The organism is Terriglobia bacterium (assembly GCA_032252755.1).
Classification (GTDB): domain Bacteria; phylum Acidobacteriota; class Terriglobia; order Terriglobales; family Acidobacteriaceae; genus JAVUPY01.
The window spans coordinates 1-25,182 of record JAVUPY010000073.1 but is presented as its reverse complement, the minus strand read 5'-3'; the positions used below and the strand labels follow the sequence as shown (position 1 = coordinate 25,182).

Here is a 25,182-nt window from a genome sequence, read left to right as displayed (position 1 = left end):
CTCTGAGGTCCTCCGCCGTTAAACTTTAGACCCTCTGGAGAATACGACCGCACGTGGCAAAAGACATCCTCGAGCCGAAGAAGAAGTCCAAGGTCAAACAGAAAGCAGTCGAACCGGAAAAGCCGCCCAAGCCGAAAGAAACCACGGCGGAGTTTATCCAGTCCATAGCTGCCCTGCTTGCTGTCGGCTTGTTCATCATCACCTTCTGCCTTCAGGCGTTCGAGATTCCTTCCAGTTCCATGGAGAACACGCTCCTTATCGGCGATCACGTCTTCGTTGACCGTGTCAACCTCGCTCCGCCGACACACTGGATCGACCACCTGATCCCCTATCGCAATCCCAAGCGCGGCGACATCGTCGTCTTCCTCTCGCCGTCAACTCCGGGCCTCTATGTCGTCAAACGCGTGATCGGCGTTCCCGGAGACCACATTCACCTTCAGAACAAAACCGTTTACCTGAACGGCCAACCCCTCGATGAGAAGTACGTTCGGCACATCGACCCGAACATCATCCCCTACCGCGATGACTTTCCCGCGGTCTCACCAGAGCCGGGGATGGATGTTACGCCGGAGTGGCAGCTCACGATGCCCTCGCACTTAGAGGGCGGCGATCTCGTCGTTCCGCCCGGTGAGTACTTTGGAATGGGTGACAATCGCGACGTAAGTCTCGATAGCCGTTACTGGGGATTCATTCCACGGGCGAATATAATCGGACGCCCCATGTTCATCTACTGGTCGTTTGAAGAGCCTGCCGGGCAATACGAACGAACCTCTCTCGGTGACCGAGTCTCATACATGTTCCACGTGATCTTCCATTTCTTTGACCAGACACGCTGGTCGCGGATGTTCCGAGTGGTGCATTAATGGCCAAGGTAGTTCGGCGGCACATCCCGGGATTGATCATCCTGGTGATTTTCCTCGCCTTGGTGCTCCCCCCGTTCGTCAACCTGGGACGCTATCGCGCCTACATTGCCGATGCCATGAGCCGCGCCCTCGAGCGTCCCGTCACGTTCGGCTCGATTAGCCTTCGCCTTCTCCCGCAGCCAGGCTTTGATCTCGAAAACTTCACTATCGGCGACGATCCCGCCTACAGCGCCGAGCCGATCCTTCGCGCCGACCAGGTTACCGCCTACCTCCGAATCAGTTCCCTCTGGCGGGGACGCCTGGAGTTGGCACGCCTCAGCCTCAGCTATCCCAGTCTTAACCTCGTTCGGCTGAACGACGGCAACTGGAACGTCGAGTCGCTTCTCTATCACGCGTCGAAAACCGCTGCCGCCCCGACGACCGCCATCCGACCCCAGTCGCGTCCGCGTTTTCCGTATATAGAAGCCAGCGATGGCCGGATTAATTTCAAGTACGGCCTTGAAAAGCAGGTCTTCGCCTTTACCGAAGCGAAATTTTCCGTCTGGAGTCCCGGCGAGAACGAACTGCGCCTGCGCCTGGAAGCAAAGCCCGTACGCACTGACATTCCCGTAGCCGATACCGGCCTCGTTCGCGCCGAGGGCACTCTTCGCCGCGCCGACCGGTTGCGGGACACCCAAGTCGACATGAGCGTCGGGGTCGAGCGCAGCCAGCTTGGCCAGCTAACCCGGCTCATCTTCGGCCGGGACCGCGGCTGGCGCGGAGCACTCGACCTCTCCGGCCACCTGACCGGAACCCCTGCCGATCTCAATTTTGTCACCGACACTTCGCTTCAGGATTTCCGCCGGTACGACATCATGCAAGGCGAAGCGCTCAACCTTCATTCGCGCTGCACAGGGCAGCTCAGCAGCATCCGCCAATCCGTCGACAATGTCCAATGCGTGATTCCAACCGGCGACGGTAACGTCACTCTGCAAGGCTCAATGCAGGGGTGGAAAGCCGATTCTTATGCCGTCGCACTCGATGCCGACAAAGTCCCCATGAACTGGGTGACGTCCGTAGCTCGTCATGCTAAGCGCGACCTTCCCAACGACCTCACTGCTGACGGTCTCGTATCCGGGAAGTTCGAACTCAGCAGGGATGCCAACTCCCCACAGCCTGTACTCACCGGCGCAGGCGAGACCACAGGTTTCGTTCTAAAATCATCGCTCCTCAACTCCGATCTCACGCTCGGCAAGATTCAACTGGCAACCGCCGAACCACCAAAGAAGAAATCGAAAACTCCCTTCGAGCCCCGCCTCGAAGTCGAACCGTTTGCCGTCGCCCTTGGGCTCGCAACACCGGCGATTGCCTCTGGATGGTTTTCCCGCGAGGGATATGACTTCACCGTGACCGGTGAGGGAGAGGTCGCTCGTATCTTGAATCTTGCCCGAACCGCCGGCGTCGGCGTGCCTCGAATCCAGTTGAAGGGCACAGCAACTCTGAACGCACATTTGGCCGGAGAGTGGAGGGGCTTCGTACAATCCAGCGCAACCGGCAATATGGCGGTGAAGAACCTCACCGCCGAGGTTCCCGGCATCGCCGCCCCAGTTAAGATCGCCTCCGCCGACGTCCTGCTTCAGCAGAACACGGTCACCCTGCGGAAAATGAATGCTGAGCTTGGCACGCTGAAGGCCACCGGAACCGCTACCTTTCCGCGGCACTGTGAAGACGACCAGCCCTGCGTCTCCCAGGTAGACCTGCAGGCCGACGACATCACCTTGGACGAAGTCAATCGCTTACTGAATCCTCGCCTGAAAAAGCGTCCGTGGTATCGACTGTTCGGTACCAGCGGCGAGCACTCGGTTCTTGCATCGTGGGATGCCGACGGCACGCTCGCCATCAAGCATCTCGTCGCCAAGTCTCTTTCTGCCGACAAGGTCAGCATGAATTTCGACCTGCATCATGGCAAGCTGGCCTTGAAGAATGTTCAGGCCCATGTCTTCGGGGGCACGGATATTGGGAACTGGAACGCCGACTTCACTGGCGACCAGCCACGCTACAGCGGCACAGGGACCGTCTCCGGCGTTTCTTTGGCCGATGTGGCTGCTCTGGGGAAGGATTCGTGGGGGACAGGGACGGTTAGCGGCACCTACGAAGTCAAACTGTCGGGTTGGCAGGCCTCGGACCTGTACGCCAGCGCGAAGGGGGGCTGCCGGTTCCAATGGCGCAACGGCACGCTCCGCCATCTCACCTTAGACGGTCGCACTCCCGCCGTCCGGTTTCCTCTCTGGGACGGAAGCTGCGAATGGTCCCCTGAAGGTTTCCGTGTTTCTGCAAGCAAAATGCGGACGGTTTCCGGCATCTATGAGGTTAGCGGAACCGTACAGCCGACGAAGGACCTGCAACTCGAGTTCATTCGAGCCGACGGTACCGCATATCAGGTCACTGGCACCCTGGAGAAACCGCGCGTGACCGCGACTCCCGCTGCCCGGACTGCCGAGGCTGCCCTGCATCGATGATGTCGAATCGCGACCGTTGCTTTCTTGCGTTAATTGTTCTGGCGACCTTTGCCCTCCTCGCCCAGGCCGACCGTCACAGCCCTGCTTATCTGAGCATGGACAGAAAAGTCGCCTCCATCGAGAGCAACGCCTCGAATCCGCCGTCGCACCCGCAAACAACCACGATTACACAGGATGAACTGAACGCTTACCTCAGCGAAGGCGGCATCGATATCCCCAAGGGCCTCTCGGATGTAAAAATCGAGTTCAGCCCCGGCACTGTGCACGCATCCTCACAGGTAGACTTCGACCACTTGTCCGAAGGCCACGGCGGCGGCAATCCGATTTTCTCCGCCCTTTTCTCCGGCACGCACGACGTCGAGGCCGATGCTCAAGCCAGCGGCTCCAACGGCCAGGGTACGGTCACGATTAAAACAGTAAAACTCGATGGCGTGTCTATTCCCAAGGCTGCCCTTGAATATCTTATCCAGCACTACGTCAAACCCAAGTACCCGAACGCCGGCATGACCTCGACCTTCTCCTTGCCCGACAACATCCAGAACGCCGTAGTACAGCAGTCGCAGGTGGCACTCACGCAAAAGTAAGCAACTAGCCATTACCTGTAAGCAGCAAGCACTGAGGTTTAGGTTTGCGACGGCCCAACGTAGCGCACCTTTGCCGTTGCTAATGGCTAATTGCTAATTGCTTAGTTCTGTTACTCTAGAACCAGAATCATGAACCCCCATTACGTCGATTATGCCTATGAGGCGGTAGCTTTCCTGTTCGCCATAAGCGTGCACGAATCGGCTCACGCGTGGATGGCAGCCAAGCGGGGCGATCCTACGGCAGCGATGTTGGGCCGGGTGACCCTCAACCCCATCAAGCACATCGACATTATTGGCACGATCGTTCTTCCCATTATTGCGCTCGTCAGCGGCTTTCCCATGATCGGATGGGCCAAGCCCACCCCCGTCAATCCGCGAAATTTCAAAAATGTAGTCGTGGACGACATACTCACGTCCGTTGCCGGTCCTGTCAGCAACTTCCTCGTCGTTATATTCGCCCTCATCGTCCTGTTCATTATCGGCATCATCGGCCGTGCCACTGCAGCCATAAGCGGCGAATCAGTCCTGACGCCTATCTCCATGATGTTCTTCTACCTGGCAGAGATTAACGTTCTGCTCGGCGTCTTCAACCTCATCCCGCTGCCCCCGCTGGACGGCAGCCACGTTCTGCGCCACGCGCTCTCCGGATCCGCCTTGCGCGCCTACGACACCGTTGGCACTATGGGTTTGTTCGTCCTCGTGTTCTTCGGCGACAAGCTTCTCTGGCTTTTGCTCGGACCTCCTCAGCAATTCGTGGCCGTTTCCGCCCAGCGTTTGTTAGGCTCTTAATGAAATGACTGTCTCGAAACCAAAAACCAAGGGCCGCATCCTCAGCGGCATGAGACCCACCGGTAAGCTTCACCTCGGCCACTACGTCGGCGCCCTGCAGAACTGGGTTCGCCTGCAGGAAAATTTCGACTGCTTCTACTTCGTTGCCGATTGGCACGCGCTTACCACCGACTACGCCGACACCACGCGCGTCAAGCAAAGCTCCATCGAAATCGTCACTGACTTTCTCGCCGCCGGTCTCGACCCCGAAAAGTCGACGCTCTTCATCCAGTCGCACGTTCCGCAGCACGCCGAGCTTCATCTGCTCTTCAGCATGGTCACGCCCCTCGGCTGGCTCGAACGCGTCCCCACGTACAAAGAGCAGCGCGAGAACATCAAGGACAAGGACCTCGGCACCTACGGCTTCCTCGGCTACCCGCTGCTGCAATCCGCCGACATCCTGATCTACCAGGCTGATTTCGTCCCCGTCGGAGAGGACCAGGTCCCGCACGTCGAACTCACGCGCGAAGTCGCGCGCCGCTTCAACCAGTTCTACACGCTCGACCAGCCGATCCAGCGCCACGCCTTCAAGTCGGCGACCGAATCGGTCACCATCAACACGCGGGAGGTTTTCCCCGAGCCGCAGCCGCTGCTCACACCAGCCGCGAAGCTCCCCGGAACCGACGGCCGCAAGATGTCGAAGTCGTACGGCAACTCCATCCTGCTGAGTGATCCCGAACCAGTCGTCCGCCAGAAATTGAAGACAATGGTGACCGACCCCGCTCGCGTCCGCCGCACCGATCCCGGCAATCCCGACGTCTGCCCCGTCGGCGACCTCCACAAGATTTTTAGTGACGCCGCCACGCTCGAATGGGTCAATGCAGGCTGTCGCAGCGCCGGAATCGGCTGCATCGAGTGCAAGAGCCGCGCTGCCGACAACTTGCTTAAGGTCCTTAATCCCATCCAGGAACGCCGCCGTCCTTATGAGGAAAAACCCAGGCTGGTTTGGGATATCCTTGAGGCCGGCTCTGCGAAAGCCCGGACCGTCGCCGAGCACACCATGGAGTTGGCGCGCAAGGCAGCCCACCTCTCGCACGAGTACGAGGCGCCCCAAGTCAATTCTGCCGAGGGATCGAAGTAGTGGCTGAAGTCGAGAACACAACGCACTCAGTGCCCGCGAACAGCTCCACCTCATCGCCAACGCCGGCGGGCGTGGCACAGGTTCCGAAGAAACCTGTCGACGAGAAAGAGCCGTTCCCGTTCGCTGTCACCGTCAGCCAAGTTTACGACGGCCCGCTCGACCTCCTGCTCGACCTCGTTCGCAAGCAGAACATCGACATCTACGACATCCCGATCGCGAAGATTACCGCGCAGTATCTCTACTACGTCGAGAACATGAAGCAGCTCGACGTCGATGTCGCCGCCGAGTTCATCTACATGGCCTCGCTGCTCATCCACATCAAGTCGAAGATGCTGCTCCCGCGCGATCCCGACGCGTCACCAGGTGAAGACCCGCGCACCGAACTCGTCGATCGCCTGCTCGAGCACGAACGCTTCAAGACCGCCGCGCAGATGCTCCTGCAAAAGCAGCAGATCGAAGATGCCGTCCTGAGCAATCCGGCACTGAAAGAATTTCGCGACGCCGAGGGCACAGAGCCCGAACTGGCCGCCGATGTCATCGATCTCGTAAAAACGTTCCAGCAGATCCTCGAGCGCGCCAAGGTTCGCCCGATGATCGACGTCAATGAAGAAACCGTCACCGTCGGCCAGATGATCGAATTCGTCCGTCGCCGCATGATGATCGAGGATCGCCCAGTGCGTTTGAGACAACTCTTGCGCAACCTGCACTCGCACCAGGCCCTGATCTGCGCGTTCCTCGCGCTGCTCGAACTGATCCGTCTGCAGGCGATCCTGGCACGCCAGGACAAAACTTTCGGCGACATCGTGCTCAAAAAGCACACCATGTTCGACTCGGTACTCGGTGACACCAGCACCGTCAAAGACGACTGGCGCTAGAAGTGGCTCCGTGTTTTGAAGGGGCACGGCTTCAGCCGTGCCGTTAAGTAGCGCGAATAGCGGGGGCTTTAGCCCCTGAGGTACATCACTCGAATGTCACTGAAGGCAAAGATCGAAGCAATCATCTACGCGGCCGAGGAACCCATCTCTCTCGCCGACATCACCGCGCTCGTCAAAGACATGGTGCTGGCCGAAGAAGCTGCCGAAGCCGCACGCACCGGCGCCACCGAACCGACAGAAGAAATCCCGGCTGAACCCGTCGGGGAACAAGAGTCTTCTCCAGAACCGGCCGAGAGCGTCGAACCCGATGCCACGGCTGAAGTCCCCGTCCCCGAACCTGCCAAGAAAAGGCGCGAGAAGAAGGAACCCACCGAAGACCAACGGGTGAAAGGGAAGGTTCGCGAAATCATCGACGCTCTCATCGCTGAGTACGACGCAGCCGATCGCGGCATGGAAATCCGCCAGGTCGCCGGTGGCTATCGCATGTCGACGAAGCCTGAGCACCACGACGTTGTGCGTGCCTTCGCCAAGAGCCTTAAGCCGCCCGTCCGCCTCTCGCTCGCCGCCCTCGAAACCCTCGCCGTGATCGCATACAAGCAGCCAGTCACGGTCCCCGAAATCAGCGAAATCCGCGGCGTCGAATCCGCCGGCGTGATCGGTACCCTGCTCGACCGCAAACTCATCACCACCGCCGGTCGCAAGCAGGTTATCGGACGCCCTATCCTCTACAAGACGACCAAGGAATTCCTGCTCCGCTTCGGACTCGACAACGTCTCCGAACTGCCCAGCATGGAAGAGTTCGAAAAGATCGCCAGCGACGGCCAGGGCGAACTCTTCACCCCACAATCTCCCCCCGAAGCCGCCCCGGCCGCAACCGAATCGGCTCCCATCGAAGGCAGCGGCGAGCCCGCCACCCTCGAACCCGGCGCCGAAGCCGCCAACGCCGGCGTCCCCGTCGCCGAACAAGCCTCGGAAGGCGTGGCTCCGACGACCGAATCTCCGATGACTTCCGAGTAATTATGGACCTCTACCCGTGGCCTTGAGGAATCATTGGTCATTTCGTCGTTTACCTTCGCGTCCTCCGCGGCCTTTGCGTTACTCCGTTGTAGTTCGATGGCACAATGACCCTGTGGCACTAATCGCCCGATGACAAAGGTCTCGGCCCCACCGGTACACGACTACCGCTCCCTAACCAGCTAAAATTCGTCTTGAAGTTCGAATTTCAAGAGGTTCCTCGTGAGCTCAAAAATTACCGAGTTTCCCAAACCGCCGAAGCCCCCCGAGACATCACAGAAGCTTCAGGGCCTCAACGACGAGCTTCGTCTTCTCGAAGCTCTGCTCACTGCCGGTGTCCAATTCGATCCGCGCATCCTCTCCGAATTCCGCGAAACCATGAACCGCGTCCGCACCACCGCCTGGGCGATGCAGCAGTATATCGAAACCACCGCAAACGATCGCGACCCCAAGAAGGTTCTCACCCTCCTCGCTGGCGAACGTGTCCGCGCCGCCTTTCAGATGTGCGAAGCGATTCGTGCCGACCTCAAAAACGACCAGGTCGAGTTCAAAAAGGGCCAACTCCTCGAACTCAATGAAGTCGTCCAGGAACTGGCCAAGGAACTGCAGAAGGTTGTGAGCGAGTTCTAAGCCTGCGGGAGGAAAAATCCGCGTACCGCCGCGCCGATCCGCGGTCACTCTTCCGTTTTCTCTTAGCACCCCTGAGTGTCCTTAGCGGTTTCCCGTTCTTCCCTTTGTCCTCTGCCCTTTGCCTTGTAGTTTTGCCGTTTGCCGTCCGCCTTCCTGTATGATTAAAAAGACTTATGGCCTTAGAACGTCTGCAGAAGATCCTGGCCTCCGCTGGCATAGCATCCCGCCGCAAGGCTGAGGAGCTCATCACCAGCGGACGCATTTCCGTCAACGGCGAGACCATCACTACTCTCGGCTCAAAAGCCGACCTCGCGACCGATGACATTCGTGTCGACGGAACCCGTGTCCAAGCCCCGCAGCAGCACGTCTACATCATGCTTTACAAGCCCCGGGAGTTCGTGACCACCGTCAGCGATCCCGAAGGCCGCCCCACCGTGATGGACCTCGTCCGCGACGTTCGCGAGCGCGTCTTTCCCATCGGTCGTCTCGATTACCATTCCGAGGGCTTGCTGCTCCTGACCAACGATGGCGAACTGATGCAGCTCCTCACGGCACCGACATCGCATGTCCCGAAAACCTATCTCGTGAAGGTCAGCGGCCAACCGTCCGAAGAAGAACTCAACAAGCTCCGCGCTGGCATCAAGCTCCCTGCCGAACCTTCGATGACCAAGGGCCGCGGCCGCCGCCGCCCAGGCGAGAGCCGCCGCTCCTTCGCTGTCACAACGCTTCCATCAAAAGTCGGCATTGTCCGCGAAGGCAATAATCCCTGGTATGAGATCACACTCACGGAGGGCCGCAACCGCCAGATCCGCCGTATGTTCGAAGAAATTGGACACCACGTCGAGAAGATCAAGCGTGTCCGCTACGGCCCACTGACGCTCAATGTCGAACCGGGCCAATGGCGCCTGCTCACTCCCCCGGAAGTTTCAAAGCTCCGCGCCTCACTCAGCAAACCACTGGAAATCCGTCCTCCTCGCAAAGAGGAGGAACTTGGTCCCCGCGACATCCGCAAACTCGCCGAGCGCGTGATCGGCAAGAGCAAGCAATTGCGTCCGCGACGCGAATGGCCCGAGCGCCCGCCCAAACGAGAATTCCGCGGCCGAGATCAGGAGCGCGCCGATGAGCGTCGGCCTAAAGAATTCGGTGCAGCCCGTCCACGTCGCCAATTCGGAGAAAATCGTCCGCCTCGCGAAGACCGTCCTTCCCGCCAAGGCCGCCCACAACGGGAAGGCAGATTCGATCGCGACCGCGGCCCCCGTCGTGACCGCGAGAGCCCTCGTCGTGAAGATCGCTTCCAGAAATCAGAAGTCCGTTTCCCGAAAGGCCCCCGGCGCGAAGGCAGCTTCCGTAGCGATGGTGGATCGAAACGCGAAGGCAGTTATGGGCGTGAAGGTCGACCCAAGCGCGAAGGTGGCTTCACTCGACCTCCTCGCGAAGGTGGTTCTACTCGCGGTCCTCGCCGTGAAGGCGGATCGCGCACCGAAGGCAAGGGCCCAGGCCGCTTCGGCAAACGTCCGGGCGGTTTCGATAAACGTCCCGGTGGTTTCGGAAAACGTTCTGGTGGTTTTGGCAAGAGTCCCAGGCCGGGTGGCCGGCGCGGTCCTAGAAACTCAGGAGATTAGCAAGGCATGGGTAAGTTCGAAAATCTCGTCCCGGAGCGCGTGCGTGCGCTTCCCGCATACGTTCCGGGCAAACCAATCAAGCAAGCCGAGGCGGAAAGCGGCGTAAAGATGATCAAACTCGCTTCCAACGAAAACCCTTTCGGACCATCTCCCAAGGCCGTCGACGCCATGCAGGCCGCCGCCGAGGGCGCAAATCTTTATGCCGATAATGACAACACTGCACTGAAGAATCGCCTCGCCGAAGTCCACGGTCTTCAGCCCGAGCAGGTGCTCGTCACGGCCGGTTCCACCCACCTGCTTGACCTTCTCGCGCGCACTCTTCTCGCCCCCGGCCTCAACGCCATCACCAGCGAACGCAGCTTCATCGTCTATCCCATCGTCACCGTCGCCGCTGGCGCTGAGTTCCGCACCGTGCCCATGCGCAACGATGCCTTTGACCTCGACGCCATCTCCGAAGCCATCGACGAAAACACGCGTCTCATCTTCCTCGCGAACCCGAATAATCCAACCGGCACCGTAGTCGACGCGAATGCACTCGACGCCTTTCTCGCCCGCATCCCCGACCACGTCGTCGTAGCTCTCGACGAAGCCTATTGCGATTTCGCCACCGACTTCGCCAGGCTCCGCGGTATCCCCTACTCGCATTCACTCGACTACGTGAAGCAGGGCCGCAACGTTGTCGTCCTGCGCACCTTTTCGAAGGCGCATGGTCTCGCCGGCGTCCGCGTCGGTTACGGCCTCGGCCCGGCGGAACTTCTCGGTTACACCGCGCGCCTGAAGACCGCGTTCGCCGTAAACTCCGTCGGTGAAGCCGGCGCGCTCGCAGCAATTGACGACTCCGCTCACATCAAGAAAGCAGTTGAGAATAATCGCGCCGGCGCGAAATACATCACCTCGGTCCTGCGTGAACTCGGCTATCAGCCCATCGAGACTTGGGCCAACTTTATTTGTTGTGAAATGCACGAGGACGCCAGCGCCGTTTCAAAGCGTTTGCAGAACGAGGGGATCATTGTGCGCCCGCTTACCGGATCCTGGGGTTGGCGCACCGCCATCCGCATCACTATCGGAACGCCAGAGCAGAACGAGAAACTCGCGAACGCCCTGAAGCGAATCACCGCGGGAACTACCGTCACGAAGTAAACGGACAAAGGGAAAAGGGCAGAACAGTTCGGCTGCTCAGCCCTTTTTGTTTTTTTCGATTTCCGCCTCGCCCTTTGTCCTCTTCCCTCCTACTTCAGAACCGTTTCATCTTCCAGCATCGGCAGCCTTGCCGCCCCGAACAACCCCGCGTCGCTCCCCATCAGCGCCCGCGTAATGATCGTTGTCTTCTTTGTAATCCCACCTTTCGCGTCCGGAGCAGTCGCGCGATACACAAATGAACGCGCTTTCACCTCTTCCAGCATGGTCGGCGCGAAAGCGTCCCACGCGCTCGCCACTCCACCGCCAATCACATACATGTTCAGGTTGAACGCATTCACCAGGTCGGCCACAGTGATCCCCAAGGCCCGCCCCACACGCCTGTAAATATCCTGGGCCACTGAATCTCCCTGCACCGCCGCCTGGTACACCACGCGCGAACTAAATTCCTTATCCGCCTCGATATCGCTCAGCAATATGCTCGTCGTTCCTGGCTTCAGGCTGGCAATCGCCTCCTTCGCCATACGCACAATCGCCGTTGCCGACGCATACTGCTCGATGCACCCGCGGCTCAAACATCCACACGGATGCCCTTCCGGCTCCACATTCATGTGTCCCACTTCGCCGGCCATTCCCGTCATGCCGTGCCAAATACGATTGTTCACTATAATTCCGCCGCCCACGCCCGTTCCGAGCGTCAGCATGCACATGCTCGGGTAATCACGCCCGGCACCCAGCCACTTTTCTCCCATCGCCGCCGCATTGGCGTCATTTTCCAGAATCACTTTCGCACTCAGCCGCCGCTCGATCTCGTCGCGCACCGGGTAGTTATCCCAACCCGGTAAGTTCGGTGACTTGTAGATCATTCCGGTGTCGAGATCGATCGCCCCGGGAATCCCAATCCCAATCCCGAGCAGTTCACCCTTGTCACGGTGCTTGGACACAACGCTTTGAATCGCATCTGTCATCTCGTCGATAACAAAGTCTCGCCCACGCGAAACCTGCGTCCCAGTCGTCACCTTCTCCAGTAACTTCCCGTTTTCGTCCACGGCGGCAATCCGAAGATTCGTGCCGCCAAGATCCACTCCAATCGCAAACGATGGCATAAGGTCTCTCTGAGATTTCTTCTCAATACAAGGCGGAAACATTGTATCGGATGAGTTGCTAGTGACAAGAAGTGGTTCAAAGTACAAGGCTCAAGTTGCAAGAAACTCAAGTTTGATCTTTTCTTGCGCCTTGTGCCTTGAACCTTGCACCTACTTCTGGCACTTCGGACAATAATGACTACTTCTCCCCCCCATCACGATCCGCTTGATCGGCGACTTGCACGTTAAGCACGGCTTTCCTTCGCGTTGATACACTCGATGCTGCAACTGGAAAAAGCCCTCTTCCCCATCGGCATCGACATAATCCGATACCGACGATCCACCAGCTGCAATCGCCTCCGCCAGGACTTCCTGAATCGCGTCGTACAGTCGCTCCAACTCTTTCTTCGTCAGCGAAGCCGTGCGCCTCCGCGGACGAATCCCCGCCCGAAACAGCGATTCATCCGCATAAATATTTCCAATCCCGCTCAGCAACGCCTGGTTCAGCAGCGCCGACTTGATCGGCGTCTTCCGTCCCTTGAACAGCTTCGCAAAGTGCTCGCGGTCCGCATTGATCGGCTCCGCCCCCCGCGCCTTGAAACTTGCCGCCGGAACCACCTGTAATTTCCCAAACATCCGCGGATCGACGAACCGCAACTCTTTCCCTGACGAAAGCTTGGCAATCAAGTGCGTATGCTTCTGGATCTCGCTTTCAGGCTGCGCGACCAGCATCTGCCCCGTCATTCCAAGATGAATCACCCACTGCGCCCGGGGCTTGTGATTGCGCTTCGTTTCCGTGAGATCGGCGACAATGTGCTTCCCCACACGCCGCACCCGCTCCAGACGTGCGCCCTCCAGCACCCGCGCAATCTCCTGCGCCGAAGACTTCAGCGGCTGCGTCCGCGACCCAATCCACACCGACTCGATCACGTCTCCCGCAACCCGCTTATTCAGCCCATTCGCAATGGTTTCCACTTCAGGAAGTTCAGGCATGGGGATATATTCTATCGGACGTTTGTGGCATCCTACGACAGCTAGGCCCCCGCCGTCGCAACGGAGAACTGAGAACGATCGGCTTTTGGCCTTCAATCGATCGATGCGAAAATCGTCTATCGTCAATCAGTTGTTCTCCACCCTCTCTTCACGTTAGAATTATCCGTACACAGCCTGTCCAGCGCTTTCCTTTTTCAATCCAGTAGAACTGGTTCTGTGTGCGAATCTGATAGCCCATCGCGGGCTGTCGTGTGCGGAGTCACGCGTGAAACTAGGCAGAACAGCAGTGGTGGTTGGCGCTCAGTGGGGAGACGAAGGTAAAGGCAAAATCGTCGACGTCCTCTCGGATAACTTCCGCGTCGTGGCGCGCTACGCAGGCGGTCACAACGCCGGACATACCGTCACTATTCGCGGCAAGAAGTTCATCCTCCAACTCACTCCCTGTGGCATCCTGCGCGAAGGTTGCAAAGCCGTCATCGGCAACGGCGTCGTCCTCGATCCCTTCGCCCTCATGAAAGAAGTTCGCGCCCTGCGCGAAGCCGGCATCCGGGTGGACGGCAACCTCTTCCTCTCCAACCGCGCCCACGTCATCCTCCCCTACCACCGGATGATCGAACTCGCCGCCGAGAACGCTCCCGGTCGCGTCAAGATCGGCACCACTTCGCGCGGCATCGGCCCCGCCTACGAAGACAAGATGGGCCGCCGTGGCCTTCGTGTCGCCGACCTGCTCGACAAGCAGTTGCTCAAGACGCACATCGCAAACGCCGTCCGCGAGAAAAACACCATCGTTCACGCGCTCTTCAATGCCGAACCTCTCGACGCCGACAAGATGTACGAGGAATACGCAAAGATTGCCGACGAGGTTGCGCCATACGTCGCCGACACCGCCCTTCTGCTGAACAAGTCCATCCGCAACGGCGACTCGGTCATGTTCGAAGGCGCCCAGGGCACCATGCTCGACATCGATCACGGAACCTATCCGTTCGTCACCTCGTCCAGCGCCACCTCTGGCGGGGCGGTGATCGGGACCGGCGTCCCGCCAACTTCCATCGGACTCGTCATTGGCGTCACCAAGGCATATTGCACCCGCGTCGGCAGCGGACCCTTCCCAACTGAACTCCACGACTCGCTTGGCGAAGCCATTCGCGCCAAGGGCAACGAATACGGCGCCGTCACCGGACGCCCGCGCCGCACCGGGTGGATTGACCTGCCGCTACTCCGCTACTCCAACATGATCAACGGCACTGGCTGGCTCGTCGTTACCAAACTCGACGTGCTCGATGAACTCGCCGAAATCCCAATCTGCGTTGGATATAAGATCAACGGCAAGAAATCGGAAGAGATTCCACCGCAGGACGCAGGCTACGCAAAAATCGAGCCAATTTACGAGAAATTCCCTGGATGGAAGACCGCAACCGCCGGCACCACCGAATACGAAAAACTCCCGCAAAGGGCGAAAGAGTACCTCGAATTCGTGCAGAAGGAATCCGGCGCAAAAATCGGTATGGTCTCCACCGGGCCCGATCGCGAACAGACGATATTCATTGAAGAGTTTTCCGCGCTGCTCGCCCAGGCGCGCCAAAAATCAGTGTGAGGTGAGGATGATCGTTCTGACAGTACAGTGGCTGGCCAACATTGGCGAAGAAGACAAGGTGAAAGAAACATTCCAGAAGCTCGCCGAGGCTTCGCGCAAGGAACCCGGCTGCCGTCTCTACCTGGTGCATCAGCACCGCGACAACCGCCGCCGCTTCTTTTTGTATGAACAGTACGAAAACGACGCGGCCCTGCAGGCCCACCGCGAATCACCGCACTTCCAAACCTTCGGCATGCAAGTCCTGCCCGAAATCGCAAAACGCATAGAGGGCGAGTTGTACAACGTCGTCTAGCTTTCGGCTCATCCCTTTGCCGTTTTGCGTTACGAAAGGCGCGATCACTCGCGCCTTCTGTTTTGCCTCGTACCTCGAACCTCGTACCTAAGTTTTATCCACCATCAGCACTCCGCCACTGGCATAGCTCTCGCGCGAAACCTCCACGAAGGTCACGACAATTCCCTCTCGCCGCGCTCCAGCCTCTTCCACCATGGCATCCGTAATGCGCGCCGCGATGTTCCTCTTCTGCTCCACCGTCCGCCCCTGCAACATCGTCACTTGAACTAATGGCATGACCGTTCCCTTCTTACCAAAAATAAAGCCGATTCACCACAGGGCCACAGAGCAACTAGGCATCAAAATCAAAACCTTTAGGTCCTGAGCCTTTATGAATCAGTCTCTCTGTGCCTCTGTGGTGAAACGGTTCGAACGAATTCATCGGCACAGCCTTTACTTTGCTAACTCATATCCCGCAAAGAAGAAGCTCAGTTCAAACCGCGCCGTGTCTTCCGCATCCGAACCATGCACCGCATTCCGCTCGATGTTCTCCGCGTGCTTTTTTCGAATCGTGCCCTCCTCGGCCTTCTCCGGATTCGTCGCGCCCATCAGCTTCCGCCAGTCCGCAATGGCATTTTCCTTCTCCAGCGCCATCACGATCACCGTCCCCGACGTCATGAACTGCACCAGCGAATCGAAAAACGGCTTTCCCACGTGCACAGCGTAGAATCCCGCCGCCTGCGCCTTTTTCAGGTGCAGCATCTTCATTCCAATGATCCGGAATCCATGCTCTTCGATCGCCTTGATGATGTCTCCCGACGCGTGCTTCGCCACCGCATCCGGTTTAATGATTGCCAACGTTCTCTGCAATGTCTTCAATCTAATTCTCTCCATTCCTGAGAAATCGTATCTGGGCACGACTTCAGTCGTGCCGTACTGCACTCTCGCCACCGTCATCCCGAGCGCAGCCGCGCAGTTATTGCGCGGCGGACTCGAGGCGACCCGCATTCTCTCTGTACTACGCAACGTTCTCGGTGACCCACATCTGCGCGTCTTTCGCAGATGTGGGTCTTTTCCCGATCACTGTCCAGCGTCTACTTCTTCGCCGCCATAGCGTTCATCAGCGTCTCGCCAATTACCGCCGGCGACTTCGCTACCGCAATACCTGCGGCTTCCAGAGCCTTGATCTTCTCTGCCGCCGTTCCCTTCCCACCCGAGATGATCGCGCCCGCGTGTCCCATGCGACGTCCCGGAGGCGCCGTTTGCCCGGCGATGAAAGAGACCACCGGCTTCCGCACGTTCTTCTTCACGTACTCCGCCGCTGTCTCCTCGGCGTTGCCGCCAATCTCGCCGATCATGATGATCGCTTCCGTCTCCGGATCCTCATTGAACAACCGCAGCGCATCGACGAAGTTCGTGCCGATGATCGGGTCGCCGCCAATGCCAATCGCCGTCGACTGCCCGATGCCCGCCTGCGTCAACTGATGCACGGCCTCATACGTCAGCGTCCCAGAGCGCGAAACGATTCCGACGTTCCCTTCCTTGTGAATCCGCGCCGGCATGATCCCGATCTTGCACTTCCCCGGCGAAATGATCCCCGGGCAATTCGGCCCGATCAGCCGCGTCTTCTTGCCTTCCATGTAGCGCCAAACGCTCACCATATCTCGCGTCGGCACGCCTTCCGTGATGCACACCACCACTGGCAATTCTGCATCCACGGCTTCCATGATGGCGTCGGCGGCAAACGGCGGCGGAACAAAAATTACGCTGGCATTCGCGCCCGTCTCTTTTACGGCATCGGCGACCGTATTGAAAATCGGCCAGCCCTCATGCGTGGTTCCGCCCTTCCCGGGAGTCACGCCGCCTACAACCTTCGTTCCGTACTCCGCGCATGCTTTCGCGTGGAACGTACCTTCTTTGCCGGTCAGTCCCTGCACAATCAGCCGAGTACTTTTATCTACCAGTACGCTCATTATTTCCTCCCGCCTGCAGCAGCAACCACTTTCTCGGCTGCATCTTTCATCGTCTCTGCAACGATGAAGTTCAATCCGCTCTCTTTCAGAATTTCGCGGCCCTTCTCTACGTTCGTTCCCTCGAGCCGCAGCACGATCGGCAACTGGATATTCGTCTGCCGCGCCGCCTGTACCACGCCCGTCGCCAGCGTGTCTACACGAAGGATGCCTCCGAAAATATTGATCAGCACCGCTTTCACGTTCTTGTCGCTCAGCAGGATCTCAAACGCATGCGTCACCTGGTCGGCATTCGCGCCGCCGCCGACATCGAGGAAGTTCGCCGGCATACCGCCCGCAAACTTTATGATGTCCATCGTCGCCATCGCCAGGCCCGCGCCATTCACCATGCAACCGACGTTGCCATCCAGTTTGATGTAGTTGAGCCCGTACTTACTCGCCTCAACCTCAAGCGGAGCCTCTTCCGTCAGGTCCCGCAGGTCGCGCAAGTCCGAATGCCGGAACAGCGCGTTGTCGTCGAAGTTCACCTTCGCATCCAGCGCAAACACTCGCCCATCGGTCGTCGTAATGAAAGGATTGATCTCGAACAGCGACGAATCCGTATCTTCGTACGCTTTGTATAGCGCCAGCATGAACTTAACTGCCGGCCCGATGAACTTTGCGTCAAGCCCCAACCGGAACGCGATCTTTCTTGCCTGGAACGCCTGGAAGCCGATCGCCGGATCGATGTACTCCTTGATGATCGCGTCAGGGTTCTCCGCCGCGACCTGTTCGATCTCCATTCCGCCCGCCGCAGACGCCATGAACACCGGCCGCGACACCGCGCGATCGAGCAGGATACCCAGATACAGCTCCTTTGCGATCGGCAGCGTCTCTTCAATCAGCAGCCGCTGAACTTTCTTACCCTCGGGCCCCGTCTGGTGCGTCACCAGCGTCATCCCGAGCATCTTCTCGGCCAGGGCGCCGGCCTCTTCCGGGCTCTTCGCAATCTTCACACCGCCGCCCTTGCCGCGCCCGCCGGCATGAATCTGCGCCTTTACCACCGCGCCGCTCGCGCCGCCGCTGATCAGGTCCTTCGCTACGCGTTCAGCTTCCTCGCGCGTCACAACCATTTCACCGCGAGGAACCGCTACGCCATATTTCGACAGAATGGCTTTTGCCTGGTACTCATGAATCTTCATAAATTGTGCTCGGATTCTCCGGTCCCATTGTGTTGAAAGAACCGGTACTGTTCCCTGTTCGTTCTGACCGCAGTAGGAAAACATTTGATTCTATATGCCGGAGCGCACAACGGGCAACGAATCGAGACGACTAAAGTGTGCTGCCTCTCAGAAATCTGGCATTATCCGCGCGACTCCCCCTAAATCCGCGGTTCAGTTTTGCCGTTTTTCCCTTTGCCGCTTTGCCGTTTATCATGAAGTCTCATGCTTCCCGAGACTCTCCACAAACTCGTCACCCGCCGCGCGAATCTCACCCGCGAGGAAGCCCGCGATGTGATGGGTTCCATTCTCCGCGGCGAGGCCACCGACGCCCAGATCGGCGCCTTTCTCGTCGCACTCAGCATGAAGGGTGAAACCGTGGAAGAGATCGTCGGCTTCGCGCAGGCAATTCGCGCCGCCGCAACGCCGTTGCCTTTATATAAGGATCACGCTCTCGACGTCAGCGGCACCGAACGCGACGCCCTCATCGACACCTGCGGCACCGGCGGAGACGCCAGCGGCACCTTCAACGTTTCCACCGCGACAGCGCTCGTGGTGGCCGGCGCCGGTGTTCGCGTCGCCAAGCACGGAAATCGCAGCGTCACCTCTCAGTGCGGTTCCGCCGACGTCATCGAAGCCCTCGGCGTCCGGCTCGACATCCCGATCCCGCGCGTCGCCGCCTGCCTCGAGAAAATCGGCATCGCTTTTCTCTTCGCCCCGGCCATGCACGCTGCCATGAAGTACGTCCAACCAGCGCGCCGCGAACTCCGCCTGCGAACCGTCTTCAACCTGCTCGGCCCGCTTACCAATCCCGCCAACGCCTCCGCGCAGGTCGTCGGGGTCTACTCCGAATCTCTCGTGGAAAAACTCGCACAAGCGCTCGCCGAACTCGGCCTTGAACGCGCCCTCGTGGTTCACGGCGAAGACGGCCTCGACGAAATCACCATCTCCGGCCCGACAAAGATCGCTGAGCTTCGTGACGGCCGCGTACGCGTCTACGAAGTCACTCCCGAAGAATTCGGACTCTGCCGCGCACCGCTCTCCGCCATCTCCGGCGGAGACGCCGCCACCAACGCCGTCATCATCCGCGAAATCCTCGCCGGCGCCGCATCCCCCCGCCGCGATATCGTCCTGCTCAACGCCGCCGCCTCGCTCGTCTCTGCTGGCAAAGCCAATACCATCGCAGAAGGCGTTCCCCTAGCCACCGAATCCATCAAATCCGGCGCCGCCCGCGAAAAGCTCGAGGCTCTCGTAGCCTTCACAAGCCAGAAATAATGGGTGGACCAGACCTTCAGACCTGCCTTCGGGGACCTCGCAAGGAGGGTCTTAGCCGTGAAGTCCTCTACTTCAGATACAAATCCGCTACCTTCAACGCCTCCGCATCCGGATCCAGGTCCGTCCGATTCGCCAGCACAATCACCGTCAGCCCGTCTTTCGGAAACCGCTGAATAGTCGTCCGAAACCCCGTCGTCCCACCATCGTGATACTGCCGCTCGTGCCTTTTATACGGATCCAAAAACCACCCGAACCCGTACTCAAGCATCGTCTCGTCTTTTCGTTTCCGTCCTTCCGCGACCGCCACCGGCGTCAGTGCCTCGCGCATCTCCGCTTCGCTCAGCAGCTTGTGCTCGCGAAGCCCCTTATCCCACTTCGCCATTTCTCTAATCGACGTGTAGATCCCACCATCCCCCAGCACCGCCGAGGTCGGACTCTGATCGCCAAGCGCGAATTTCCCCGTAGCTTTGTCCTTGTTGTATCCAAACGCACGGTTCGGGACCTCGTTCACGCCATTCACGAACGCGACCGTCTTCTTCATCCCCAGCGGCTTGAAAATCCGCTCACGCACAAAATCCTCGTAAGGCTGCCCCGAAACCTTCTCTATTACCATCGCGAGCACCGCGTACCCGGAATTGCTGTACTCCCACTTCGTTCCCGGCGGAAAACTCGTCCCGGTTTGCTGCTCCATAATCTTCAGCACGTCTTTGTCGAGCAGCTGCGGAACCTGATCCATCGGAGTGTTTTCTCCCATTTGCTTCAGATAAATCTCGCCATAATCCTTCAGCCCCGAAGTGTGGTTCAACAACTCGCGAATCGTGATGTCACGCCCATACTGCGGAAACTCTGAAAATATCTTCGTCAGCGTCTCGTCGTACTGCAGCTTGCCATCGTGCACCAGCAGCATGATCGCCATCGCCGTGAACTGTTTCGTCACCGACGCCAGCCGGAAATCCGTATCCGGCGTGATCCGCGTCCCTTTCTCCAGGTCTGCCACCCCATACCCCTTGGCAAAAACCAGTTTTCCATCCCGAATCACCCCAACCGCCATCCCCGGCCCCTGATCTTTCACAAGCGGTCGAAAAATCGCATCAATCTGCTCCTTGCTCACCTGCCCCAATGCACACGTCGACAGGACAATCAACGTCACTATCAACCGACCTAATTGCCTTTTCATTGTTCTCCCCGATAAAAAGGAATGCCCCGCTGTCACAGACACCGGGGCTGAACGTTTCGTTCCGTATTGTTCTTCCGATCTTCCGATGATCCGATCCTCCGATTTCAGCTCTTCGGTTTCCCCGATCTTCGGTTCTTCGGTTGCTTTTCAGTTTTGCCGTTTTTACCTTTGCCGTTGCTTCCCTGACTTCCGTGCCCCACGTCTGCCGCAGTCAGCAGACGTGGGTCTGTTCATGCCTTCAGAACCCCATCGCCGCTCTCGGGTCCGCCGGCGTATGCATCTGGTACTCGTGCGGAGGCTCCTCGCCCGCCAGCCACCTCACGAAATAATCCCAACGCCGCCGAACCATGTACGCTTCATTGCCGAACCCATGATTCCGGTTCGGCAGCATGATCAAGTCGAAATCCTTGTTGGCCTTGATCAGCGCATCAACCACCAGCAGGGTGTTGTTCGGCGGAACGTTCGTGTCCCCTGTTCCGTGCGCCAGCAGCAGATGCCCTTTCAGGTTCTTCGCGATATCTTCGTTCGCCTGGTTGTCGTAATTGGTCGTGCCATCCGGATTCTTCTTCAGTAGCCCCTGCCACTTCTCCGCCCAGTCGTCCTCGTACACGCGATTGTCATGATTCCCCGCCTCCGAAATTCCTACCTTGAAGAAATCCGGATACCGGAACATCGCGTCCGCTGTTGCGAACCCACCGCCCGAGTGCCCATAAATTCCCGCGCGCTCGAGATCGATGTACGGATACTTCGCCGCCAGTTGTTTCATCGCCGCAATCTGGTCCGGAAGCGTGTTGTCGCCCATGTTCTCGTAATAGAAGTCATGGAACTTCTTCGACCGCCCCGGATTCCCCATCCCATCCACCTCGATCACGATGAATCCCAATTCCGCCAGCGCCTGGCAGTCGCCTCGCGCCGGAACAAATGCCCGCGTCCCCACGCTGCCGCCCTGCGGCCCCGGATAAATGTGATTGATGATCGGATATTTCTTATTCGGATCGAGCTTTGTCGGCTGGAACATCAATCCATATAGGTCGGTCACGCCATCGCGCGCCTTCACCGTGATCGGGGTCGGCGGCTTCCACCCCGTCGCCACCAGCTTCGAAATATCCGCCTTCTCGACCGTCGCGATCGTCTTCCCATCCTCGTCGCGCAGCAACGTCACCTGCGGCACATCCGGCTTTGAATACGTGTCGGCGAAATACTTCCCTGACTTCGACATCACTACATCGTGGTTCGCGTTCTCCGGCGTCAGCAGCTTCTGATTCTTCCCATCGAACCCGATGCGGTACAACTGCGGGAAATATGGGTTCACCCCTTTTTGCTTTCCGAGGCCGAGGTAATAAATCTCCCGGTTCTTCTCATCCACTCGCAGCACCTGCGCTGCCTGTCCCTCGCCCGTCGTGATCTGGTTCTTCAACTTGCCGTTCAGATCGTACAGATAAAGCTGACCCCAGTTGTCTCGCTCCGAGTACCAGATGAACTCATTCGACTCCGGCAGGTACCGCCAGTTCACCGCGCCATTGCCCGACTCGAAATACGTCGGAGACGTCTCTTCGTACACGTCGCGCACCTTCCCCGTCGCCGCGTCCGCGATTCGCAGATTCTCCTGCTTGTGGTCGCGCGACGTCGAAACGAATGCAATCGTCTTCGAGTCCGGACTCCACTGCACATCCTCCCACTTCGACCCGCGACAGATCAGGTGGTCGCACAGCGTCCCGCGATGCTGGTCCGGCGGCATCTGCAACCGCACCACCTTCGCCGGATTCACATCGATGATTACCCGCTCGATCATCGTCACATCCTTGTCCCCCGGCAGCGGATACTTCCACGCGTCCAGCTTCGGATGCCCCACCGTCGTGCTCACCAGGTACATCTCGCCATCTTTGCGCTGGTCCTGCTGGAACGTCGCAATCTTCTTCGAATCCGGCGACCACACCACGATCGGCCTGTCGCTTCGAATCCATCCCGCGTTGTCCGTCGCGTAGCCGAAATCCGTCACACCATCCGTCGTAAGCTGCGTTTCTTTACCTGTCGCCGCATCCCGCACCCACAAGTTCCAGTTGCGAATGAACGCCGCCAGCTTCTTATCCGGCGAGAGGACTTCGTTCCGAATCTGCTCAGCGTTCACTGGCTCGCACTTCGTCCCCTGCACGTCACACCTGTAGCTCTTCGGCCCCACCCGAAACGTCACCGACTGCGCATCTTCCGCCAGTTCACCCATCGGCAACTTCTCCGCGTTCTGCGTCTTTCCCGAAGCCTCCGACAACGCCGCCGCAACCTTCGCCTGGTCGAACGCCGGCGTCTTCTTTCCCTGCGCATCGACGATCACGAACTGGAACCCCTCCGGCGTGTTCTCCCGATACCAGAACCGGTCATCCTGCAACCACGTCGGCCGCACGATCCCATACACCAGCGGCGCTGTCTCATACGGCATGAACTTCTCCGCATGCGCATAATCTTCCGCTGTGACTTTCGTTGTGGGCTGCTGCGCCACCACCATCAACGCAGTCGAGAGAAACGCAACCACGAACGCAAACCTGAAGACAAACCTGTACGACGGCAACTTACCCATGCTGAACAACTCCATAATGTCTGGATTTGCTGACCGCCCATTCTACTCTGCTGGTGCAACACGCCCGACCTCACACTTCACGAACTCGTCATCCCGAGCGGAGCGTAGTCCAGGGACCTGCATTCCTCTACCACCGCTGACTCCTCCCAACTCTCCGACTCATCTCCGCATCTTCCTTCCAAGGAGAAGAAGAATGTCGCTGCTTCAGTCCGCCGTTTCCCTCGTCGTTGATCGCCTGCCCGAAACCATCGAGCCTAAAACTCACGCCATTCTCGACTATGCCATGGCCGGAGCCTACATCACCGCCGGAGCGCTGTTCTGGAAACGCCACCGTCGTGCCGCCATCGGCTCAATGCTCTGCGGAGCGACAATCGCCGTGACGTCCATGCTCACCGACTACCACGGCGGAATCTACGACACCGTCGACTACGACACTCACGGCAAGATCGACGCCGGGATCGCCGGCATCGCCACTGCCATTCCCAGCGCGATGTTCTTCCGCAAGGATCCCCAGGCAAAGTTCTTTCTGCTCGCCGGAATCGCCGGAACCGCGATCACCGCCCTCACCAACTACACGAGCAGCAAACGCCATCCGGCCGAAACCTGGCGCGAACGCACCGTCGCCTGAGCGACACTTGGGTGCCCCATCCTGGCTTCGTTGCCAGGGTGGGGTTTCGACTTTAATCCGTGTCCGCCCGCGAAATCCGCAGTTCCGTTTTGCCGTTTTTCCCTTCGCCGTTTTGTCGTCGTATATTACTCGCCAGCAATATCGCCGCTACCCGATTTGTGTTACGCGACCGCGGCCATTGGGTTAGCATCTACAAGGTATGGGCAATGCCTTCAAGACATTCTTGCTTCTAACCGGCCTGACTCTGTTCCTGCTGTTCATCGGACAGATCCTCGGCGGAGACCGCGGCATGGTCATCGCGCTCGTCTTCGCGGCCGTGCTTAACTTCGTCTCTTATTTCTTCTCCGACAAGATCGCGATCATGAGTTCCGGCGCGAAGCCTGTCACGCGCGAACAACTCCCGCGCATCTACGAGATCGTCGAGCGCCTCTGCGCCAAGACCGGCCTGCCGATGCCGAAGCTCTACGTCATTCCGACGCAGTCGCCGAACGCATTCGCCACAGGTCGCAACCCGCAGCACGCTTCTGTCGCCGTCACCCAGGGAATCCTTCAAATCCTGAATGACGACGAGATGGAAGGCGTTCTCGCTCACGAGCTCGGACACGTGCGCAACCGCGACATCCTCATCAGTTCAGTCGCGGCCACCATCGCCGGAGCCATCACCATGCTCGCTCGCATGGCGTTCTGGTTCGGCGGCGGCGACGACGAGCGTCGTGGCAGTCCCATCGCTGCCATTGCCATGATGATCCTCGCGCCGTTCGCGGCCATGCTCATCCAGTTGGCGATCTCGCGCTCGCGTGAGTACGGCGCCGACGAAACCGGCGCGCACTTCACCGGCAATCCGCACGCGCTCGCCAGCGCGCTGCAGAAACTCGAACAGTGGTCGCAGCGCGTCCCCATGGCGGCCTCGCCCAGCACCGCGCACCTGTACATCATCAAGCCGCTGCTCGGCATGAACTTCGGCAACCTGTTCTCCACGCATCCGCCAACCTCGGAGCGCATCGCTCGGCTGACCGGGATGGAAGCGGGACAGGCTTTCAAGTACTGATGGGAAAACAGTTCCCAGTTCTCGGTTCCCAGTTCTCGGTTCTCAGTTCTCCCACCCCCTATTCCTGGTCCCCTTTGGTTTCAACAGTTACGGAAATTTTCCCGGTAACTGACTGAGAGCGAAGAACTTAAATCTAAAAATCCAGTTATCTCCTTTGCTTTTAGGAATTTGCGCTCAAGAAATGTCGATTCTGGTGCTAGTTATCGGACATTCTTGAGAAGAAGTTCTCCGTTCTCCG

General features: G+C 58.8%; 23 protein-coding genes. 15 read left to right on the top strand and 8 right to left on the bottom strand.

Going from position 1 to position 25,182, the window contains the following annotated elements:
* Window positions 1-53: 53 nt before the first annotated feature.
* The 10 genes from lepB to hisC all read left to right on the top strand — a co-directional run bounded on the left by lepB (window position 54) and on the right by hisC (window position 11,135).
* Window positions 54-863, top strand: coding sequence for a signal peptidase I (gene lepB, locus ROO76_18965; GenBank protein ID MDT8070254.1), 810 nt, complete (start codon window positions 54-56; stop codon window positions 861-863).
* A complete protein-coding gene (locus tag ROO76_18960; GenBank protein ID MDT8070253.1) occupies window positions 863-3,361 on the top strand; it encodes an AsmA family protein in 2,499 nt (832 codons plus the stop codon). Before lepB ends, ROO76_18960 begins: the two co-directional genes overlap by 1 nt.
* A complete protein-coding gene (locus ROO76_18955; GenBank protein ID MDT8070252.1) occupies window positions 3,358-3,945 on the top strand; it encodes a hypothetical protein in 588 nt (195 codons plus the stop codon). The genes ROO76_18960 and ROO76_18955 overlap by 4 nt, the downstream gene beginning before the upstream one ends.
* Before the next feature lie 129 nt (window positions 3,946-4,074).
* Window positions 4,075-4,734 (top strand): site-2 protease family protein, encoded by a 660-nt coding sequence (locus ROO76_18950; GenBank protein MDT8070251.1) that lies wholly within the window; start codon window positions 4,075-4,077, stop codon window positions 4,732-4,734.
* A gap of 4 nt (window positions 4,735-4,738) precedes the next feature.
* A complete protein-coding gene (gene trpS, locus ROO76_18945) occupies window positions 4,739-5,854 on the top strand; it encodes a tryptophan--tRNA ligase (GenBank protein ID MDT8070250.1) in 1,116 nt (371 codons plus the stop codon).
* On the top strand, window positions 5,854-6,729 hold the full coding sequence (locus ROO76_18940) for a segregation/condensation protein A (protein ID MDT8070249.1): 876 nt from the start codon (window positions 5,854-5,856) through the stop codon (window positions 6,727-6,729). The genes trpS and ROO76_18940 overlap by 1 nt, the downstream gene beginning before the upstream one ends.
* Before the next feature lie 93 nt (window positions 6,730-6,822).
* On the top strand, window positions 6,823-7,746 hold the full coding sequence (gene scpB, locus ROO76_18935; GenBank protein MDT8070248.1) for an SMC-Scp complex subunit ScpB: 924 nt from the start codon (window positions 6,823-6,825) through the stop codon (window positions 7,744-7,746).
* A gap of 219 nt (window positions 7,747-7,965) precedes the next feature.
* Window positions 7,966-8,373, top strand: a complete 408-nt coding sequence (locus ROO76_18930) for a hypothetical protein (protein ID MDT8070247.1) — start codon at window positions 7,966-7,968, stop codon at window positions 8,371-8,373.
* 173 nt (window positions 8,374-8,546) lie between these two features.
* The gene (locus tag ROO76_18925) at window positions 8,547-9,995 is read left to right on the top strand and encodes a pseudouridine synthase (protein MDT8070246.1); all 1,449 of its coding nucleotides are present in this window, start codon (window positions 8,547-8,549) and stop codon (window positions 9,993-9,995) included.
* A gap of 6 nt (window positions 9,996-10,001) precedes the next feature.
* The gene (gene hisC / locus ROO76_18920; protein MDT8070245.1) at window positions 10,002-11,135 is read left to right on the top strand and encodes a histidinol-phosphate transaminase; all 1,134 of its coding nucleotides are present in this window, start codon (window positions 10,002-10,004) and stop codon (window positions 11,133-11,135) included.
* Window positions 11,136-11,224: 89 nt separating this feature from the next.
* Here the strand turns inward: hisC and ROO76_18915 are convergent, their stop codons facing one another.
* Window positions 11,225-12,238 (bottom strand): ROK family protein, encoded by a 1,014-nt coding sequence (locus ROO76_18915; protein MDT8070244.1) that lies wholly within the window; start codon window positions 12,236-12,238, stop codon window positions 11,225-11,227.
* A gap of 150 nt (window positions 12,239-12,388) precedes the next feature.
* Window positions 12,389-13,210: a DNA-formamidopyrimidine glycosylase gene (locus tag ROO76_18910; GenBank protein ID MDT8070243.1), complete on the bottom strand. Its 822-nt coding sequence runs from the start codon at window positions 13,208-13,210 to the stop codon at window positions 12,389-12,391.
* A gap of 265 nt (window positions 13,211-13,475) precedes the next feature.
* Between ROO76_18910 and ROO76_18905 the strand changes: the two genes are divergently transcribed.
* Together ROO76_18905 and ROO76_18900 are read left to right on the top strand one after the other, a co-directional pair.
* Window positions 13,476-14,804 (top strand): adenylosuccinate synthase, encoded by a 1,329-nt coding sequence (locus tag ROO76_18905; GenBank protein MDT8070242.1) that lies wholly within the window; start codon window positions 13,476-13,478, stop codon window positions 14,802-14,804.
* Between the two features lie 7 nt (window positions 14,805-14,811).
* Window positions 14,812-15,096 (top strand): putative quinol monooxygenase, encoded by a 285-nt coding sequence (locus ROO76_18900; GenBank protein ID MDT8070241.1) that lies wholly within the window; start codon window positions 14,812-14,814, stop codon window positions 15,094-15,096.
* Window positions 15,097-15,183: 87 nt separating this feature from the next.
* On the opposite strand, the gene ROO76_18895 is transcribed toward ROO76_18900, so the two are convergent.
* From ROO76_18895 to sucC, 4 genes are all read right to left on the bottom strand, one after another.
* Entirely contained in the window at window positions 15,184-15,372 is a 189-nt protein-coding gene (locus ROO76_18895) for a 2-hydroxymuconate tautomerase (protein ID MDT8070240.1), read from the bottom strand.
* 156 nt (window positions 15,373-15,528) lie between these two features.
* Window positions 15,529-15,945 (bottom strand): nucleoside-diphosphate kinase, encoded by a 417-nt coding sequence (ndk, locus tag ROO76_18890; GenBank protein ID MDT8070239.1) that lies wholly within the window; start codon window positions 15,943-15,945, stop codon window positions 15,529-15,531.
* A 224-nt stretch (window positions 15,946-16,169) separates the two neighbouring features.
* The gene (gene sucD / locus ROO76_18885) at window positions 16,170-17,048 is read right to left on the bottom strand and encodes a succinate--CoA ligase subunit alpha (protein ID MDT8070238.1); all 879 of its coding nucleotides are present in this window, start codon (window positions 17,046-17,048) and stop codon (window positions 16,170-16,172) included.
* Entirely contained in the window at window positions 17,048-18,226 is a 1,179-nt protein-coding gene (gene sucC / locus ROO76_18880) for an ADP-forming succinate--CoA ligase subunit beta (GenBank protein MDT8070237.1), read from the bottom strand. Before sucC ends, sucD begins: the two co-directional genes overlap by 1 nt.
* Window positions 18,227-18,469: 243 nt before the next feature.
* Between sucC and trpD the strand changes: the two genes are divergently transcribed.
* Window positions 18,470-19,519, top strand: coding sequence for an anthranilate phosphoribosyltransferase (gene trpD / locus ROO76_18875; GenBank protein MDT8070236.1), 1,050 nt, complete (start codon window positions 18,470-18,472; stop codon window positions 19,517-19,519).
* A gap of 67 nt (window positions 19,520-19,586) precedes the next feature.
* On the opposite strand, the gene ROO76_18870 is transcribed toward trpD, so the two are convergent.
* Window positions 19,587-20,696 (bottom strand): serine hydrolase domain-containing protein, encoded by a 1,110-nt coding sequence (locus ROO76_18870; protein ID MDT8070235.1) that lies wholly within the window; start codon window positions 20,694-20,696, stop codon window positions 19,587-19,589.
* A 238-nt stretch (window positions 20,697-20,934) separates the two neighbouring features.
* Entirely contained in the window at window positions 20,935-23,196 is a 2,262-nt protein-coding gene (locus tag ROO76_18865; GenBank protein MDT8070234.1) for a DPP IV N-terminal domain-containing protein, read from the bottom strand.
* 265 nt (window positions 23,197-23,461) lie between these two features.
* Here ROO76_18865 and ROO76_18860 point away from each other — a divergent pair, with 265 nt between their 5' ends.
* Window positions 23,462-23,896, top strand: a complete 435-nt coding sequence (locus ROO76_18860) for a hypothetical protein (GenBank protein MDT8070233.1) — start codon at window positions 23,462-23,464, stop codon at window positions 23,894-23,896.
* Between the two features lie 199 nt (window positions 23,897-24,095).
* Entirely contained in the window at window positions 24,096-24,944 is an 849-nt protein-coding gene (gene htpX / locus ROO76_18855) for a zinc metalloprotease HtpX (GenBank protein MDT8070232.1), read from the top strand.
* The last annotated feature ends 238 nt before the right edge of the window (window positions 24,945-25,182 follow it).

What these genes read in the sequence shown, in the direction of transcription:
- trpS (MDT8070250.1), top strand. Translation starts at nt 4,739, where the DNA reads ATGACTGTCTCGAAACCAAAAACCAAGGGCCGCATCCTCAGCGGCATG.
- htpX (MDT8070232.1), top strand. Translation starts at nt 24,096, where the DNA reads ATGGGCAATGCCTTCAAGACATTCTTGCTTCTAACCGGCCTGACTCTG.
- sucD (MDT8070238.1), bottom strand. Translation starts at nt 17,048, where the DNA reads ATGAGCGTACTGGTAGATAAAAGTACTCGGCTGATTGTGCAGGGACTG.
- scpB (MDT8070248.1), top strand. Translation starts at nt 6,823, where the DNA reads ATGTCACTGAAGGCAAAGATCGAAGCAATCATCTACGCGGCCGAGGAA.
- ROO76_18900 (MDT8070241.1), top strand. Translation starts at nt 14,812, where the DNA reads ATGATCGTTCTGACAGTACAGTGGCTGGCCAACATTGGCGAAGAAGAC.
- ROO76_18915 (MDT8070244.1), bottom strand. Translation starts at nt 12,238, where the DNA reads ATGCCATCGTTTGCGATTGGAGTGGATCTTGGCGGCACGAATCTTCGG.
- sucC (MDT8070237.1), bottom strand. Translation starts at nt 18,226, where the DNA reads ATGAAGATTCATGAGTACCAGGCAAAAGCCATTCTGTCGAAATATGGC.
- ROO76_18950 (MDT8070251.1), top strand. Translation starts at nt 4,075, where the DNA reads ATGAACCCCCATTACGTCGATTATGCCTATGAGGCGGTAGCTTTCCTG.
- ROO76_18895 (MDT8070240.1), bottom strand. Translation starts at nt 15,372, where the DNA reads ATGCCATTAGTTCAAGTGACGATGTTGCAGGGGCGGACGGTGGAGCAG.
- ROO76_18865 (MDT8070234.1), bottom strand. Translation starts at nt 23,196, where the DNA reads ATGGTGGTGGCGCAGCAGCCCACAACGAAAGTCACAGCGGAAGATTAT.
- ROO76_18860 (MDT8070233.1), top strand. Translation starts at nt 23,462, where the DNA reads ATGTCGCTGCTTCAGTCCGCCGTTTCCCTCGTCGTTGATCGCCTGCCC.
- ROO76_18870 (MDT8070235.1), bottom strand. Translation starts at nt 20,696, where the DNA reads ATGAAAAGGCAATTAGGTCGGTTGATAGTGACGTTGATTGTCCTGTCG.
- ROO76_18925 (MDT8070246.1), top strand. Translation starts at nt 8,547, where the DNA reads ATGGCCTTAGAACGTCTGCAGAAGATCCTGGCCTCCGCTGGCATAGCA.
- ROO76_18910 (MDT8070243.1), bottom strand. Translation starts at nt 13,210, where the DNA reads ATGCCTGAACTTCCTGAAGTGGAAACCATTGCGAATGGGCTGAATAAG.
- hisC (MDT8070245.1), top strand. Translation starts at nt 10,002, where the DNA reads ATGGGTAAGTTCGAAAATCTCGTCCCGGAGCGCGTGCGTGCGCTTCCC.
- ROO76_18955 (MDT8070252.1), top strand. Translation starts at nt 3,358, where the DNA reads ATGATGTCGAATCGCGACCGTTGCTTTCTTGCGTTAATTGTTCTGGCG.
- ROO76_18960 (MDT8070253.1), top strand. Translation starts at nt 863, where the DNA reads ATGGCCAAGGTAGTTCGGCGGCACATCCCGGGATTGATCATCCTGGTG.
- trpD (MDT8070236.1), top strand. Translation starts at nt 18,470, where the DNA reads ATGCTTCCCGAGACTCTCCACAAACTCGTCACCCGCCGCGCGAATCTC.